Genomic DNA, 16,062 nt, shown 5'->3' with positions numbered 1-16,062 from the left:
ACCGAAGGCGGTGCAGGACCGCATACGCCCTGCACCGCGCCACATGGGAGCCGCCGGTCAGCGCTTCGACGGCAGGACGCTCCCGGAGGCGGACGGAACACTCCCCTCCGCGAGCTGGCCACGGCCCCGTTCGGCGAGGCGTCCGAGACGTACGAGTTCGGTGTCCTGGGCGGACTGGTCCCCGCGTTCCACGGCGTGCCGCAGCGCGTCGCGGGCGGCCAGGACCTCCTTGCGGAGCGTCGCCGGGTAGGAGTCCTGCTCCGCCAGGCGGATGGTGACGAGCGAGGTGCGGACCGCCGGGTCGAGCCCGGTCCACAGATCCTCGGCCCGTTCCGTGGCGGCCCGCAGCCCGTCGAGGTCCATGGTTCGGCGCGCGTCCATGACCGCTTCTTTGGCCTTCCGCAGGTCCTCCACGAGCCCTTGCGGCAGCAGTCCGCGTCCGCTCCCGGCGACGACGCCCGCCCGGGCGGCGGCGTCCCGGGCACGGGAGCACAGGTCCAGGGTGTCGCGAGCCGTGTCCAGCAGTCCGTCCAGCGAGCGGCCCACGGTCTCTCCCCTGGTGAGGGCCGCCAGGTCCGCCTCGATCTCGGTGAGGACGTCCAGCTCGGCGGGAGTGACCTCCTTTTCCCAGTCCTTGAGGAACTTGCGGTACGCGGTGTGGAGCTCGGACGCCTTGCGGGTGATGGCGGCGGGGACGGTGGTGCGCCGCAGCCGGGCTTGCTCCCAGTCTCCGGAGCCGAGACGGTACCGCAGGTCGAGGGTCCGGTCGGGGTCGAGCCGCACCTCAAGGGTGAGCGGTACGTCGCCGCCGAGCCCGTCGGCACGCTCGTGGACGAAGCCGCCGCAGAACTCGTTGCGCTCCGCCGAGCGCAGGTGAGGGCCCTCCCAGAGGCGGAACCACACAGGGCCGTCGCCGTGGTCGCGGACCGCGAGGTCGTCCACCCGGTGCCACTCGGTCGGGTACGGCGTGCCGCCGGGGAAGAGCACGTGCACGGTGCCGTCCGTGAGCTGGAGCCCGAGGTGCTGCGCGGTGACCTGTTGGGGCACGGCGGTACCGAAGTGCCCGCCGCAGAACGAGCAGGAATCGAGACCGGCGGCGTTGGTCATGCCGCAGCCAGGGCACTTCAGCCCGTCCGGGGCCAGCGGCGCGTCGCAGTCGAGGCAGACCGCCGCTGAGGCGGGGTTGTCGTCCCGGCCGCACTCCCGGCACTCCGCGCGGCCGGCCACCGGAGCCGTCGCGCGCAGGCCGGACAGGTCCGTGGCGCACACGGGGCAGGCGACGGTCAGCTCGGGGGCGGGGACGTGGCAGACCGGGCAGTCCACGGTGGCCGCCCCGATGAGCGGAGTTGCGCAGGACGGGCAGGCGTCGGCGGCGACGGGGATGCCCTCGACGGTGCAGGTCTCGGAGGGACAGGTGAGGGTGCTCAGAAGCCCGGCCTCCACGGCGGCGCCCTGAGCGACGGCCGTCATGGGGTCCACCGCGTGCGACACCTTGTCCGCACCGAACAGTTCCTCCAGGCCGCGCCGCACGGCGGGGACGCGAGTGGAACCGCCCACCAGCAGCACATGCTTGATGTCCTCGGGCAGCGCGTCGCCGTCCTTCAGCACCGACTCGACCTCGCCCCGCATCCGGCGCAGGTGTGTGGTGAGGAGTTGCTCGAAATCCTCGCGGCGCACGCCCCCGGACCAGGACCCTCCTTGGCGCCCGAGCGGGGCGAGCGTCACCTCGGAGACGTCGCGCGCCGACAGTTCGATCTTCGCGCGCTCGGCGGCGGCCCGGATGCGGGAGGCGTCGCCCTCGCCACCGTGGTCCCGTCCGCCGAGCCGCTCGCGCAGGTGACGGTCGAGCAGCGCGTCGAAGTCGGTGCCGCCGAGGAGGTTGTCGCCGCCCAGCTTGCCCACCGTGAAGTAGCCCGGCCCCATCCACAGAAGTGACACGTCGAAGGTGCCACCGCCCAGGTCGAAGACGAGCACGGTGGCGTAGTCCTCGGTGCCCCCCGCACCGGGCATGACCCCGAAGGCGTGGGCGGCGGCGGTCGGTTCCTCCACGATCCGCGCGACGTGGAACCCGGCCAGCCGCCCGGCCTCCCGTACCGCGGCGAACTGCGGTTCGGCGAAGTACGCCGGAACGGTGATCACGGCACGGCCGAACGGGACGCCCGCGGCGCTCTCGGCGTCCTGCTTGAGCCGCCGCAGCAGGATGGCGGAGACCTGCACCGGGGAGAGGTAGTGCGCACCGAGCCGGATCTCCACCGCCCCTCCGGGGCCCTCCCGGACGGGCGGCGCGTCGGCGGGACGCGCCTTCAGCGCCTTCTGCACCGACTCGTCCTCCCAACGCCGTCCCATCAGCCGCTTGACCTCCGTGATCACGGACGCGGGCGCCGCGTCACGCCAGTTGAGGGCTTCCCGCCCGACCAGCAGGGCGTTGCGGGAACCGACCCCGAGGGCCGAGGGGGTGGCCTGTTCGCCATGTCGGTTGGGCAGGACGACGGGGACACCGTCGTGCAGCCAGGCCGTGACGGAGTTGGTGGTGCCGAGGTCGATGCCGAGGGTCCGGTGCATGGAGGGTGCTTCCCGATCGTCATGGGCGTGGGCGTGGGCGTGGTCATGGGACGGGCGAAACCGGCGCGGGTGCCGTCGCTGTGTCAGCCGCGCCGTGGGCGCCGCTTGCGGCGGGCGGAGGGCTTGCGGGGCAGACCCCGCCGGGAGCGCGGGGTACGGCGTGGCTGCGTCCGCTCGCCGCGGACGGGGCCGGGGGTCTCGGGTGCCGCCGGGTTCGGGCCGTCGGCCGCCACCGAGGTATCCAGCTCGGGCTCCGGTGCGGGGCCCGGGACCGCGACGACCACCTGTGCGGGCCGCAGGACCGAGGTGCCCAGGCGGAAACCGGTCGCCTTCTCCCTCAGCACGGTGCCGTCCGGGACGGTCGGGTGGGGCTCGGCGCCGACCACCCGCATCTGAGCCGGATCGGCCGCCCTGCCCACCACCTCCATCGGGACCACGTCGTGCCGGGCGAACTCGCTGCGCAGCATCATCTGCGCCGCGTCGATCTGCTCGCTCAGCGCCACGGCCACCGAGGCCGTCTCGCGGGCGGAGCGCGTCTCGTGCAGGCCGCCCGCCCGGCGCCGGGTGTCGGCGAGCAGGTCGTCCAGCGGCAGCAGGGACGTCAGCAGGGCGCGCAGCCGGTCCTCGGCCTCGACGCGTTTGCGGGACAGGGCCTCGACCCTGCGTCGCAGTCTCTCGAGTTCGGAGAGCGGACCGGCGGGGCTCGCCGGAGGGGCACCGTTCACGGGCGGTCCTCGGGGTCGGGGCGGGGCAGCGGAGGGGTGAGCATTTCGGCGACCAGGGCGGCGACAGCACCGTGCGAGGCCTGGTCGGCACGGCGGAGGCGGTCCTGCCGGACCGGATCGTGCCTGGCGGAGGTGATGGCCCGGGCCGCCGTGGTACGGATCGCCGAGGACCGCGCACCGGGGGCGAGGCCCGGGACGAGTTCGTACAGCGTGGGACCGAACCAGGGCAGCGGCGGCGATACGACTTCCTCGCCCCGCGGAGCGGACGCGCCGGGCGTGTCGGTGGTCAAAAGAGGGCTTCCTGTCCGGTGTCGTCGAAATCCTGCCACTCCGGGGCGGGGCCGAACAGCAGACCTTGGTCCGGGAGCCCGGCCCCGATCCGTTCCGCGCACGCGCGATCGTGCCGCGCCCCGCCGAGGTCCCCCGCTTCCTCCCGGGCCCGGGCGCGGTGCAGGTAGGCGGCTTCCACGGTCCGGTCGAAGCGCGCGCTCACACCGGTCCGCATCAGGTCCCGCAGGAACAGTGCGATGACGTCCGACGGGGACGCGGTGGCTTCCAGATGCTCCGCGAGTCGGAGGACCGCCGTGTCGAGTTCCTTCCTGGCCTCGTCGAGGACCGGGCCGGAGAACGTCAGGGCCACGCTCAGCAGATCGACGCGACGCTCCAGGCCGGCCCGGCCGTCCCCGGCGCCGGATCGCCTGGCCGCGTCGACCAGGAGGTCGACGAGCACCTGGTCGACGTACTCGTTGCCGTAGCAGTCCGTATAGCCGTCGTACAGGAGCAGCTTGTTCACGGCGGACCGTGCAGTGGAGGTATGCCCCCGGGACGCGGCGGACACGGCGCGTGTCATGTAGTAGTCGACGAGCCAGCTCCGGGCCGGTTCGCAGTCCGGGTGGCGTCTGAGCAGGCCCTGTACGTCGCTCACGCGCAGCTTCTCTCCCCGTCGCGTCCCGTCGAGCGCCCGGTCCAGGTCCGCCATCAGATGCTTGTCGAGACCTGACCGGGCGTCCCGGTCCCGGGGGGCCAGTTCCAGGGCGCGGCGGTAACGGTTCCGGCTCTCCTGGGGATTGCTGTCCAGGACTTTGGTGCCCTGCCTGACCAGCTCGGCGGTGAGTTCGGCGGTCAGCGATCGCTCCTCCGGCAACAGCGCGTGGGCCAGCTCCAGGCCCTGGATGCGCGTGACGGGGGAGTATCCGTACCCGTTGCGGCTCCGGCCGACATTGTTCGCCGCCTTGAGTACGTCCGCCCTCTCCCCGGCGCGCAGGGTGTGCCCGAGCCGTGCCGCCCGGTCGATGTCCGCGAGGGACTCGCTCCACTCGCCGGCCCGCACACGGGTGCTGCCCCGCTCGGCCAGGGCCCGGCCCAGCGCCTTGGCGCACGCGCGGTGCTCGGCGGAGTCGGCGGTCCAGGTGCCGGGGTCGGGGTGGCGTGCGGTGTAGGCGTGGAGAAGGGCGAGATGACGCCCCTGGACGGCGAGATGCCAGGCGGCGCGTTCGACCGGGAGCAGGCCGTCGGGCCCCGCGTCCACGGGATCGACCGCGGGGGCGACACACTCGGCTTCCCAGGCCGTCTCCCAGGCGGCGAGGACGTCCCGGCCGGCTCGGACGTCCAAGGCGTGCAGCAGAGCGGTGACGCGGCTGAGCAACTGCCGACGGGCGTCGTCCCAGAGCTCGTCGGCTACGGGGGTGCCGCGGCGTTCGGTGAGCACCGCGCGGAAGTCTCCCGGGTCCTCCTCGTCCAGGAGGTAGGCCCACAGCACGATCACCAGGGCCGCGGTCCCGGGCCCGGTGCCGCTTGCCTCCTCGCCGAGCGCACGCAGGGCGGCCAGCGCGAGGGCGTGCACGACTCCGGTCTCCGCCGCGTCCAGATCACCGAGGTCCGGACACTGCCGCACAGCCTCGCCCCAGTTCCCGGCCCGCGCGGCCAGCGCGGCGCGCAAAGCGCAGTACCGCACAGCGTCCCTGTGGACGGAGGGCATACCGAACTCGCCCTGCACACGCCGCAGAATCGGCCGTACGACGTCGAACTCGGCCCTCAGAAAGGCTTGCTCGGCAGTGGCCAGCAGGAGATCCGCCGTGACGGCCCGGCCGGTCGCGCCGGTGTCGTGCACCCGCACGGTCTGTCGTCTCCCCCCTGAGGACTGACGCTGCAACACCCACCGTAGAGAAGTCTGTTGGCGACGTCAACGCACGACAGGAATGCGGATGTGGCCACTGAGCTGAATACGGAGGGTAAGCATATTAATGCAAAGAGCGAGCGGCGTGGCAGGCGGTGCGTCACCCTGTGTGAGTAAGTGAGGGCTATCGGTGAAACTGCCGTGGCGAAGGACGGGCAAAGGGTGGCGTATGGACATCATCGACGGAGCCGGGGTCGAGGACGAGCGGGCGGTCGCGACGGGGGAGTGGGGGCGGGAGCCCCACCGGTCGGGCAGCCTGCGCACGTTCGGCGCGTTCCTCCAAGCCCTGCGCGAGTTCCAGGGGCTCAGCCGGGCCGAGTTGGGCGCCCTGACCCAGTACTCGAAGCACACCGTCGCCTCGGTGGAACTGGGCCGCCGGATGCCGGACGACATCTTCGTGGACCGCGCGGACACGGCACTCGGCAACACGGGCGCGCTGCGGAAGGCGGCCCGGCATCTCGGCCGGGGTGGCAAGGGGCTCGCGGAGTGGTTCCGGGAGTGGGCCCGGCTGGAGCGGGAGGCGGTCAGTCTGTGTACGTACGAGTGCCGGCTGGTGCCGGGGTTGTTGCAGTCGGAGGCGTATGCGCGGGCGGTGTTCGACAACAGCATTCCGCTGCTGACCGAGGAACAGACGGAGATCCAGCTCGCCGCCCGGCTGAAGCGACAGGCGATGATGCGGGAACGGTCGACCGTGCCGTTCAGTTTCATCGTGGAGGAGTCGGTGTTCCGGCGGCGACTCGGTGGCGCACAGGTGCAGTGCAGCATGCTCGACCTGGTGCTCGACATCACGGCGCCGCGCAATGTGACGCTTCAGGTCGTGCCGCTGGAGTTGGAGTTCCATGGGTGCTTGGACGGCCCTGTGCGGCTCTTGGAGACCAAGGAAGGGAAGCGGATCGCCTACTCCGAAGGGCAGCAGAACGGTCGGCTGATCTCCGACCCGAAAGAGGTGAGTCTGCTCTGTCGCCGCTATGACACACTGCGCTCGCAGGCCCTGAACCCCAAGGAATCCCGGGACCTGCTGGAGCGACTTCGAGGAGAGCTATGAGTAGCGGAACGACGGGACTCGCCTGGTTCAAGTCCAGCTACAGCGGCACCCAGGGAGACGACTGCGTAGAGATCGCCATCGCTGAACAGGCCGTGCACATACGGGACTCCAAGGACACGACCCGCGCGGCGTTCGCGGTGGGGCGCGAGGAGTGGGCGCCCTTCGTGCGGTTCGTGTCGGGTAGCTGAGCCTCTGGCGTGCCGCCCGGCGTGCCGGGCGGCACATCTTCCGGGTTGGCCTCAGGTGAGGGTGTTGCGCAGGTGCGGGCCGAGGTAGCCGACGTAGACCTTTCCGGAGCGAGGGCAGTCGTCGTAGAAGTGCAGGCGCGGGGCGATGGTGTTGCCTCCGCCGATTTTCAGGTGGGCCTGCATGAAGACCCGGCCGTCGGGATCCACCGCCTCCGGAACCGGGAGCATGCGCTCGGCGCGCAGTTTCGCTTTGCGGGCGACGGTGTCCGACTCGCGCATGGCCACCTTGGCCGCCGGGAACGGAAAGGTGCTGGAGGCGTCGGACTTGCACCAGCTCAGGAAGTCGCCGGAGGTCGCGCCGTCTGCGGAGGACCGGGCGAAGTGATCCAGAGCCAGTAGCCCGTCCCAGGCGACGTGCAGCCAGTTGTCCACCGACTGGCTGTCGAGGGACCGGGTGATTTTCGGGTTCCCGGTGAACGAGATGCCGGGCAGCTCGCCCAGCCCGTCGAGCAGCTCGGAGAACGTCGTCGGGTAGGTGATGTCCGCGGCGACGGCCGGCGTGTGCGCGTCGGTGAACTGCCCCGCCTCCTGGAGCCGGTCACGCAGGAAGCGTATGAGCCGCTGGGACTCCTGAACCTTGTCGTACAGTTCTTCGTTCTCGCCGCGCAGTTCGTTGCTGGCCTGGTCCGCCTTCGCGAGTTCCGCGTACAGGTCGTTGATCTCGTCGACCCGGATGGCTTCCGCAAGCTCCGCCTCGTCCACCAAGGCGGTCAGCACCGCGTTCTCGGAGCGGAGCTGAACGACGTCCGTGCCGTCCGCGGTCGAGCGGGGGCGAGTGCGGTGGCGCGGGATGCTGAGCAGCGCCGGGGGCAGTGGGTGCCGTGAGGACAGGCGTTGGGGGAGGGCCGCGAGTAGGGAGGCGGCACGGCGAGGGGCGGCCTCGATGGTGCGGCGCGACATGACGGGGTGACGTTGTGCGTCGGGTTTCCAGGCGGGATCGAGCCCCGGCAGGTAGGTGCGGACGCCACCTCCGAACACGGGGTGGTACTCCAGCGCGGCGTTGAACTTGGCCTGTGCTTCGGGTGTGAGCACGTACAGTACGGCCAGTCCGTGCAGATAGTGGAAGAGTGGTTCGACGACCGTCCGCGACCAGTCGTCGGGGTCCTTCCCGTACGGCACCGTGGCGATGACGACGGGCATCCGCCGGTTGCTGTCGCACAACTCCTCGATGGCGTCGTCGACGTCCTCGGCCTCGATGAAGGTGGGCGCGGCAGCGACGTCGGCGTGTGCGTCACGTGCCTCCAGCGCGTCCAGGAGAGAACGGACGATGTTCGGTGTGTTGGCGCGCTTGGGAACGACTCCTTCGCGGGCCGGCTGGTGCTCGATGTCGACCTGCACCCACGTACGGCCCGCGTCCTCCTCAAGACCGGAGCGCACGATGAGCGTGGACTGCCAGGTGCCCGAGGTCGCGGTGGGTGTTTCGCGCATGCGCCACCGGCTGTACGCGCCCTTGCGGCCGCCTTCCGAGTCACGGTCGAGAGTGGCGTGCGGGGCGATTTCGGTCCGCCCCTCGTCCAGCCCGGACGGGTCGTACCCCTTGCCGCGGATCCAGTCGAGCAGGTGCCGCTCCGCTATGCCGCATGCCTTGACGTAGTTGAGTTCGGTCGAGACCACCATGCGGTAGCCGCGTGGTTCCATGAGCGCTCCTCGCGGGGGTTGGGTTCGAGGCGGGCGAGCTTGACGTTGTCTCAGGCCTTGTCGGTCGGTTCGTAGCCGAGGGCCGCACGGCTGATGAAGCGGTCGCCAAGCTCGCGAACAGGGGCGGGTTTCGGCTTCTGCGTCGTGCGCTTCTTCACTTTTGTACGCCTGGCTGGTGCTGGCTTGGCTTGCTTGGCGTTCTTCGTTGCCGGGGTGTTGCGTGCCGCGTACTTCTTGCGGAGCGCCGAAAGGTGCTCGCGCTCCTGGACGGCCACGTTGCCGGGAAGGGCGTTGGCGAGGGCCCGGGCCCGGCTGAGCGCGTAACGCGCCTGGTGCCACCGCTTGTTGTTGATCGCCGTACGAGCGATTCCGATGGTCTGCTGCAATGCCTTGATCTTCGCTGGCTGACGCCGGGGGATCGGCGACTCGGCCCCACTGCTGCGCCGTTGCCCGGCCGCACGGGTACCCCAGTCCGCGCCCGAGGTCAGGACGACGACCGAGCGCGGGTTACTGGACTGACTTCTGCGGACCACCTTCGGTCGCCCTCCCTACCCGTGCCGGGGGCCCTGGCCGGGGGGCGGGGTGAGGGTGGAGCGGTAGGTGCCGGCGTTGCTTTCGGCGAGCGGCCTCTCCAGGGACAGACCGGCGTCGGCCATGCGGTCGTACTCGGCGAGGACGAGCCGCTTGGTGCGGTACTCGCCGAACTTGGCGATCTCGTTGTTCTTGAGGCCGCCGGTCGGTGACTGGAAGGACTCCAGGACGTAGTCGGTGTCCTCGCGGGAAATCCCGTAGAGGTGGAAGAAGTAGGCGTCCAGCTCGGCGCGCAGGTGGGCGCGGCGGGTCTCGTCCCAATGGAACGGTTCGCCTTCGTCGCCCAGGTCGCGGGCGAGGGGCGTCATGTCGTACGCCGTGTAGACGAGTTCGAGGACGCGGGGGAGGAGGAAGGGGAGGTGGGGTTCGAGGGTGGTGGGGGTGGGGACGGGGAGCTGCTTCCAGGTATATAGCTTCATGTGAGCGCCGTTGATTTTCTGACGGCTCACGAAGTCAAAAATCAGAGAGGACTGAGCGGCGATCAGCGCAGATACCAAGGATGGAGATACCTCAGGCAACATGAGCGGGAGCGTTTCGACCACCGCTGTCCTCGGAAGGAAAGCCGGGATGGCCGTTCGTTCATCCGTCGTGCGGCATACATCGCGCCAGCCGAGGAGCCACTCGTGTCGCCAGTGCATGTCAGCCAGACGTTCACCGACGGCGCGCTCCTCCGTAACCTTGCCCTTGCGCACTGTGGAGATGGGGCCGTTTTCAAGGACCCAGTACCGCGGATCAGCGTACGCCGCGGGATCGGATTTCTCGGAGCCGCCGATGCGACGGTGCTCCTCGTTGCCTGTACCGGTGTACGAGTTCCAGCGATGGTCGAAAAGATGGACCATCTTGCCCTCGTACAGCGGCAGCATCCGTTCCTTGCCCCGCTCGAAGACGTTACCCCGCAGCTCCCATCCCTCGGCCTCAAGCCGTTCTCGGCTTCGGAATAGGTCAGAGTCGTCTGTTGTATGGAAAAAGGTTGCTTTGAACGCCATGTTCCAAGGGTTTCCGTCTCTGCGCTTCTCGTTCCGCAGCACGGGAACACGCCGATACACGCCAGCCGTAATGTCTGCGTCGCGCTGAGTCCGAAACACTGGCAGTGTGCCCGTGTTGGGATTGATCCTGGCGAGATCGTCCGGGTCGAGAGCGAATACCCGGTTCGGGTTCTCCAGGTCCGTGACGTCGGACAGGAAGAAGCCGACGCGACTGGCGTCCGCCTGCGCGGCCCGGCCGGTGAGGGTGAGCAGGCAGAACTTGTAGCGGGAATCTACGCTCTCGAACCACTTGCCGCCCTTGGGCAGCACCGCTGACTTCGGTCGCCGGTTCTCGAAGTCGTAGAGCGAGGCCAGAACCCCCCGCCGCGTGAAGTCACCGAACAGATGCTGGGAACCCGCGCCCGTTGCGATTACCGTCGGCAGGATCACGCCGAACCGTCCCTCGGGCGCGACGACGGTGGCCATCCGCTCAGCGAACAGGGTGTCGGTCTGGATCATGGTGACCCCCTTGACCGTCAGCCCCTTCGCGCACAGCGGGAACACCCCCGAGTCCCCCGCGAAATGGAACGTCCCCTTGACCGCGCGCCGCGCCTCCCGGTATCGCTTCCCGGCCTCCGGGTGCTCCTGCTCCCACTCGGCGATACGCGTACGCCGGGCCGTGCCGGCGATCTCCGCGATGTCGGGGTTGACGACGCTGAAGTACTTCTTGTCCTCGAAGTCAACCTTGTCCCACGGCGGATTCCCCACCACGCAGGAGAACCCCCCGGCCCACCCCGTCACCGGATCGACCGCCCCCGTACCCGCCGACGCGTCGCCGTCCTCCGGGACCGTGAACACCTCGGGGAACTCCAGGTGCCAGTGGAAGAAGGCGTACTGGTCCCGCAGGCGCTCGATCTCGACGTGCGTCGACTTGGGCGCCGCGTCGCCCTCCGGGTCCTCCAGCCCCCGGAACATCTTGTGGGTGACGGCCGGCGGCGCGTCCTCCCGCTTGTGCCAGACGAAGGCCGCGCACCACGCGTTCGCGACGTGCAGGGCGTGCCGGTACTCGGCCGAGTCGGACCACTTGCGGAAGTCGGCCTCCTTGCGGCGGACGGCGGCGAGATCGCCGTCCGGTGCGGCGGTGATCCGGCGCAGTCCCTGGGCGAAGGACGCGTTGGCGACCTTGGTCTCCGTCTCGATCTCGAACAGGCCGCCCTGACCCCGGCGTTCCTCCGTGTTGCGGGCCATCAGCTGCCGGGCCCAGCCGTCGTCGTCACCCTCGGTCTTCTTGAACGCCCGGTCCGGGATGCCGTCCCGCATCAGGGCCGGGGTCGCCCCGATGAGGCCGTTGCCGTGCTTGATGTGGGAGTCGAGGAACCCGAGGGGGCGGCCGGCCTTCATGGCCTCCAGCCACAGGGACACCTTGGCCAGCTCGACGGCCATGGGGTTGAGGTCCACGCCGTACAGGCAGCGGGCGACGACCTCCCGGAGAGCGTCCGCCACCGCGTCCGCCGTGGGCTCGGGGTTGCGTTCGCGGACCGCCGCCACCCGCTTGGCGATCCGGCGGGCCGCCGCCACCAGGAAGTGGCCCGAGCCGCAGGCGGGGTCGCAGACCGTGAGGGAGAGGAGTTCCTCGACGATCGTGTCGGCGGGGTCGACGCGGCCCTCGGCGCTTGCGCGCTGCTCCCCGCGCTTGACGGCGTCGTCTATCACCGGGTTCAGCGTCGAGTCGAGGAGCGTCTCGGTGAGCGCGGTCGGGGTGTAGTAACTGCCGGTCTTCTTGCGGTCGTTGCCGATGCGGTCGACGAGTTCGAAGGTGCGGTCGGCGGCGCTGTGCTTGGGCACCAGCTCCAGCAGTGCCTCGTAGACCGAACCGAGTTCCTCGGCGCCCATGTGCAGGTAGTCGACGGGGCGCCAGCGGGCCGAGCCCGCGTCACGCACCCGGGCCAGGTGCTTGACAGCCTCGAACAGGTGGCGGTTGGCCAGCCGCGCCCCGCGCAGGGGCTCGTCCGCGGGGGTGTCGTTGAAGAGGCCGCCGAGTCCCTTCAGGCCCAGCTCGGGGCGGCCCTTCTCCGAGCCCAGCGCCTCGATGAGGAGCTCCAGGGCGCGATAGCGGTCGTCGTGGGCGGTGCCCAGGCGGCGCAGGGCGTGGCGGCGCAGCCGGGCGGTGGAGAAGTAGCGGGCGAAGCGGTCGCGGGTCAGGTCGTCCGCGTCGGGGTCGAGCAGGGCGTTCCGGTCCTCGGCGACGAAGAGGAAGATCATGCGGTAGACGAGCCGGAGGAGGGCCGTCTGGAAGGCGTGGACGTCGAGGTGTTCGCGGAGCCGGGCGTTCTGCGGGTGGCTCAGGAAGCCGGTGCCCAGCACGGTGAGGGCTGCCTGGACGCCGTCGCGGAAGTGGTCCAGCGCCCGGCTGCCGGACTCGATGGCGACCGTCCGCCACTTCTCCAGCCAGCACCCCGAGGGCGCCGCCCCCTCCGCCACCGCGAACCGCGACGCGTGCAGCACGCAGTACAGCAGTACGAACTCGCTGAACAGCTCCCCGTCGAAGATCGCCTCCAGGTCGAACTCGACGTACGCGGCGGTGGCGAAGGACGACGAGTCGCGCAGCAGGCGCAGGCTGCGGCCGTTGGTGAGGGCCGCCCAGAGGTGGGACTCCGTGCGGTTGAGGCAGTCCTGGAGCATGGACTGGGCCGGTACCTCGCCGGGGGAGGGGCGCTTGTCCAGCTCCTGGTTCCACGGGATGAGGTGGAGGAGGGCGGGGCCGTGGCGGTGGGAGACCGGGAAGCGCTTGTCCGGGTCGGAGTCGGCGGGGATGCCGGTCGGGTCGACCTCCGTCAGTGCGCCGAAGTCCAGCTTGCGGAAGAGCTGGGCGAGCCAGTCGGTGCCGGCCCGGCCGGTGGGGTCGGCGGCGGGGGCGCCGGTCTTCGGGTCGGAGGGCAGGGCGGTGCGCAGGTCGCGCCAGAGCGGCTTGAGGTACTCCCAGGCGCGCTCGGCCTCGTCGCGGACGGCGACGGAGGCGGGCAGGCCGTAGTCGGCGGATCTGGTGCCCGGCAGGTTCCGTGCCTCGGCGATGCGCAGCAGCATGTCGGGGGGCAGCAGACCGCCGACCGTGGTGACGGCGGTGAAGGTCAGGGCGGTGCGAGGGGCGGCGGACATCAGGCTTCGGCTCCGGAGGCGGTAGAGGCGGCGGGCGGCAGGTAGACGTAGACGCCGAGGACGTCGGCGGACTCCTGCGGGACGACTTTCAGGCCGCGGACGATCTCCTCGTTGGCCTTGCGGACCCGGCGGTGCGAGGCGTCCAGCTCGGCGGCCAACTGGGTGCCGTACTCGGTGAGGTGCGCGGACAGCTCCGGCAGGCCGGCCAGGGTGCGGCCGATCTGGTTGCGGACCCGCTGCTCGTGCGTGTTCGCGGTGGCCCGCGCCGACAGCAGCGCGTCCGCCGCGTCGTCGTCCAGCCAGCGGGCGCGGGCCGGCATGCCCTCGAAGGCGAGGAGCCGCGCGTCCTCGGCGACGATCTGCCGGTCCCCGCTCCGGGAGGGCAGCGTCAGATGGAAGCGGTAGCGGACCAGCAGGAGGGTCGTCAGTTTTGTCACCGCGTCCGTGGTCACCACACCGCAGCGGCGGGCCGGGCGCGGGCCGAGGGCGTTCGCGTCCAGCGCCGCGTCGAGGACGTACGAGGCGACGGCGCCGATCGCCGGGTCGGTGCGGACCAGCGCGACCTCGCCGCGGGCGATGGCCGGCGTGGTGCGGAACGGGATCGCGCGGTCCTCCTCGACGGGCCGGCTGCCCAGCGCGGCGGCGAGCGCGTCCCGCAGACCGGCCGGGGTGCCGCCGACCTGGGCGGTGAAGTCGCCGGTGCCGTCGCGGGGGTCGCGGACCACGGCGTCCAGGTCGCGCAGCGCCTCCAGGGCGAAGTCGCGGACCTCGTCGGCGCCACCCAGTGCGGCCCGTACGGCGGCCACCTCCCGGGCCACCTCCTCGGGGTGGATGGCCCGCTGGGCGTACTTGGAACGGGACGTCTTCTCCCGCTCGGCCGCCGAGGTCCACTCCCGCTCGATCCGGTCGAAGGACTCCTGCCGGGTGTCGAGGTCGAACAGGCTCTCCTGGCTGCCCTGCCGCCCGTGCAGCAGCAGCCACTCCACGACGGCGTCGGTGACCCCGGACGCGGTCTCGTCAGGAACGGAGACGGAGATGCCCAGGTCCTTCTTGATCTGCCGGTGCTTCTTGAACAGCACCTCCAGGACCTTGCCGTCGATGCCGTTGTCCTCGCCGTACATGGTGATGACCCGGACCTGGTCGCGCTTCTGGCCGTAGCGGTCGACGCGGCCCTCGCGCTGGTCGTGGCGGGTCGGGTTCCAGGCCAGGTCGTAGTGGACGACGGCGTCGAAGTGGTGCTGGAGGTTGACGCCCTCGGAGAGGCAGTCGGTGGCGATCAGCACCCGGCGTACGGCCGGGTCGCCGTCCTCCTCGGCGGCTTCGGCGGCCAGCTGCTCGATGCGCGCGAGGCGTTGCTGCGGCGACAGCGTGCCGGTGACGGCGGCGAGCTTCGTCTTCTTGCCGAGCTTGCCGTCGAGCTGCTCGGCGAGGTATTCGGCCGTGGGGATGTAGCGGCAGAAGACGATCGGGTGGTAGCCGTCGGCGATCAGGCTCTTCAGGTGCCGGGTCAGGGCCTTCAGCTTGGCGTCCTCGGCCGGACCGACGAGCGCCTCCGCCCGCTCGGCCAGCTCCAGCAGCCGGGCGCCCGCTTCCTCCGACTCGGCGGCGCCCGGGGCGACATCCATGCCCTCCAGCCGGTCGTTCTCCGCCGAGTCGGCCGCCACCGGAGCGCCCAGCACGTCCGCTTCGATCGCGGTGCGGGCGGCGGCCGACTCCGAGCGGGTCTTCAGGGTCTGCGCGGCGGCGGCCGGCGAGGACACCATCGAACGCAGCAGCGCGATCACCGACCACCAGGCGATACGGGCCTCCCGTTTGCCCTGCTCGTCCGCCGCCGCGACCCGGTCCCGAGCGTAGGCGATGGCGTCGTCGAGCAGCGCCCGGTAGGCGGGGGACAGCTTGTACGGCTCGTCCTTGGTCCAGCGGTCCGACGGGAAGGCGGTCCGCTCGGCCAGGGAGTCGTCGGCGAGGCCGTCCTCCTTGGTGAGGTAGTCGCGGACGTCGGCGCGCTTGCGGGCCACGAAGTGCTCGGCGAGCCTCGCCCGCCCGGCCGCCGTCTCCAGGTCCAGCGTCGCCAGTTCGGGCCGTACCAGGCCGAGCAGGTTGCGGAACGCGGACTCCTTGCCGGAGTGCGGAGTCGCCGTCAGCAGCAGCAGATGACGATCGGCGTCGGCGGAGATCCGGCGCAGCAGTTCGTACCGGAGCTGGTTCGAGGCCGACGACGTGCCCTGCTGCCCGGCTTCGTCGGCGGCCACGCACGCGTGGGCCTCGTCGACGATCACCAGGTCGGGGCAGTGCTTGACGAAGTCCTCACGGTGCCGGGTGGACTTGATGAAGTCCGTCGAGATGATCGTGAACGGGTGCTTGTCGAAGAGCGACTCGCCCAGCTGCAGCCCCCGCTCCAGACGCGACACCGTGGAGGCCAGGACCAGTTCGGCGTCGATGCCGAACTTCTCCCGCAGCTCGGACTGCCACTGCTCGGCGAGGGCCGGGGAGCACAGCACGGCCAGCCGGGCCGCCTCGCCCTGCGCGAGCAGCTCCTTGGCGATCAGACCCGCCTCGACCGTCTTGCCGATGCCCACGTCGTCCGAGATCAGCAGGCGCACCGTGCGCTGCCGCAACGCCATCAGCAGCGGCACCAGCTGGTAGGCGCGCGGCTCCACGGCGATCGACGCCAGGGAGCGGAACGGGCCCGCGCCCGACCGGAACCCGATGCGCAGCGCCGTGCGCAACAGGCCGGCGGCGCGCTGGTCGCCCAGGTCGGCCGGGCTCGGCGCCGCGAACTCGGCCGAGCGCACGTCCTCGAACGCGGGGAAGACGGCCGCGATGTCGTCCTCGCTGCCACCCAGCGGACGCAGCACCAGCATGTCGGTGCCGCTCTCGGGCAGGACGACCCATTCCCGGCCACGGGCGGCGACCAGCGAGCCGGCTGGGTAAGTGACGCTCATGAGATCTCTCG

At 70.9% G+C, this 16,062-nt stretch carries 10 protein-coding genes; 2 read left to right on the top strand and 8 right to left on the bottom strand.

Translation table 11 applies throughout. From position 1 onward, the window contains the following. Positions 1-57 precede the first annotated feature (57 nt). From ACIQR3_RS27060 to ACIQR3_RS27045, 4 genes are all read right to left on the bottom strand, one after another. Positions 58-2,562, bottom strand: coding sequence for an Hsp70 family protein (locus ACIQR3_RS27060; RefSeq protein WP_403543233.1), 2,505 nt, complete (start codon positions 2,560-2,562; stop codon positions 58-60). 83 nt (positions 2,563-2,645) lie between these two features. Beyond that, positions 2,646-3,287: a nucleotide exchange factor GrpE gene (locus ACIQR3_RS27055; protein WP_403543232.1), complete on the bottom strand. Its 642-nt coding sequence runs from the start codon at positions 3,285-3,287 to the stop codon at positions 2,646-2,648. After that, complete coding sequence (locus tag ACIQR3_RS27050) at positions 3,284-3,577, bottom strand: hypothetical protein (protein ID WP_403543231.1); 294 nt, start codon at positions 3,575-3,577, stop codon at positions 3,284-3,286. The genes ACIQR3_RS27055 and ACIQR3_RS27050 overlap by 4 nt, the downstream gene beginning before the upstream one ends. Then, positions 3,574-5,403 carry a hypothetical protein gene (locus tag ACIQR3_RS27045; RefSeq protein ID WP_403543230.1) on the bottom strand — a complete coding sequence of 610 codons (1,830 nt, stop codon included), beginning with the start codon at positions 5,401-5,403 and terminating at the stop codon, positions 3,574-3,576. The genes ACIQR3_RS27050 and ACIQR3_RS27045 overlap by 4 nt, the downstream gene beginning before the upstream one ends. Before the next feature lie 229 nt (positions 5,404-5,632). Between ACIQR3_RS27045 and ACIQR3_RS27040 the strand changes: the two genes are divergently transcribed. Together ACIQR3_RS27040 and ACIQR3_RS27035 are read left to right on the top strand one after the other, a co-directional pair. Next, entirely contained in the window at positions 5,633-6,508 is an 876-nt protein-coding gene (locus ACIQR3_RS27040) for a helix-turn-helix domain-containing protein (protein ID WP_403543229.1), read from the top strand. Next, positions 6,505-6,696, top strand: a complete 192-nt coding sequence (locus ACIQR3_RS27035) for a DUF397 domain-containing protein (protein WP_403543228.1) — start codon at positions 6,505-6,507, stop codon at positions 6,694-6,696. The genes ACIQR3_RS27040 and ACIQR3_RS27035 overlap by 4 nt, the downstream gene beginning before the upstream one ends. A gap of 51 nt (positions 6,697-6,747) precedes the next feature. Here ACIQR3_RS27035 and ACIQR3_RS27030 read toward each other — a convergent pair whose 3' ends face one another. The 4 genes from ACIQR3_RS27030 to ACIQR3_RS27015 are packed head-to-tail and all read right to left on the bottom strand — an operon-like array spanning position 6,748 to position 16,051. After that, positions 6,748-8,394: a hypothetical protein gene (locus ACIQR3_RS27030; RefSeq protein WP_403543227.1), complete on the bottom strand. Its 1,647-nt coding sequence runs from the start codon at positions 8,392-8,394 to the stop codon at positions 6,748-6,750. A gap of 50 nt (positions 8,395-8,444) precedes the next feature. Beyond that, complete coding sequence (locus ACIQR3_RS27025; protein WP_403543226.1) at positions 8,445-8,927, bottom strand: hypothetical protein; 483 nt, start codon at positions 8,925-8,927, stop codon at positions 8,445-8,447. A gap of 15 nt (positions 8,928-8,942) precedes the next feature. Then, complete coding sequence (locus ACIQR3_RS27020; protein ID WP_403543225.1) at positions 8,943-13,106, bottom strand: Eco57I restriction-modification methylase domain-containing protein; 4,164 nt, start codon at positions 13,104-13,106, stop codon at positions 8,943-8,945. Further along, on the bottom strand, positions 13,106-16,051 hold the full coding sequence (locus ACIQR3_RS27015) for a DEAD/DEAH box helicase (RefSeq protein WP_403543224.1): 2,946 nt from the start codon (positions 16,049-16,051) through the stop codon (positions 13,106-13,108). Before ACIQR3_RS27015 ends, ACIQR3_RS27020 begins: the two co-directional genes overlap by 1 nt. Positions 16,052-16,062: the final 11 nt, after the last annotated feature.

Origin of the sequence: Streptomyces sp. NPDC090994, assembly GCF_044768905.1 — a bacterium.
GTDB lineage: Bacteria > Actinomycetota > Actinomycetes > Streptomycetales > Streptomycetaceae > Streptomyces.
This window is presented reverse-complemented; position numbering and strand designations above follow the sequence as displayed.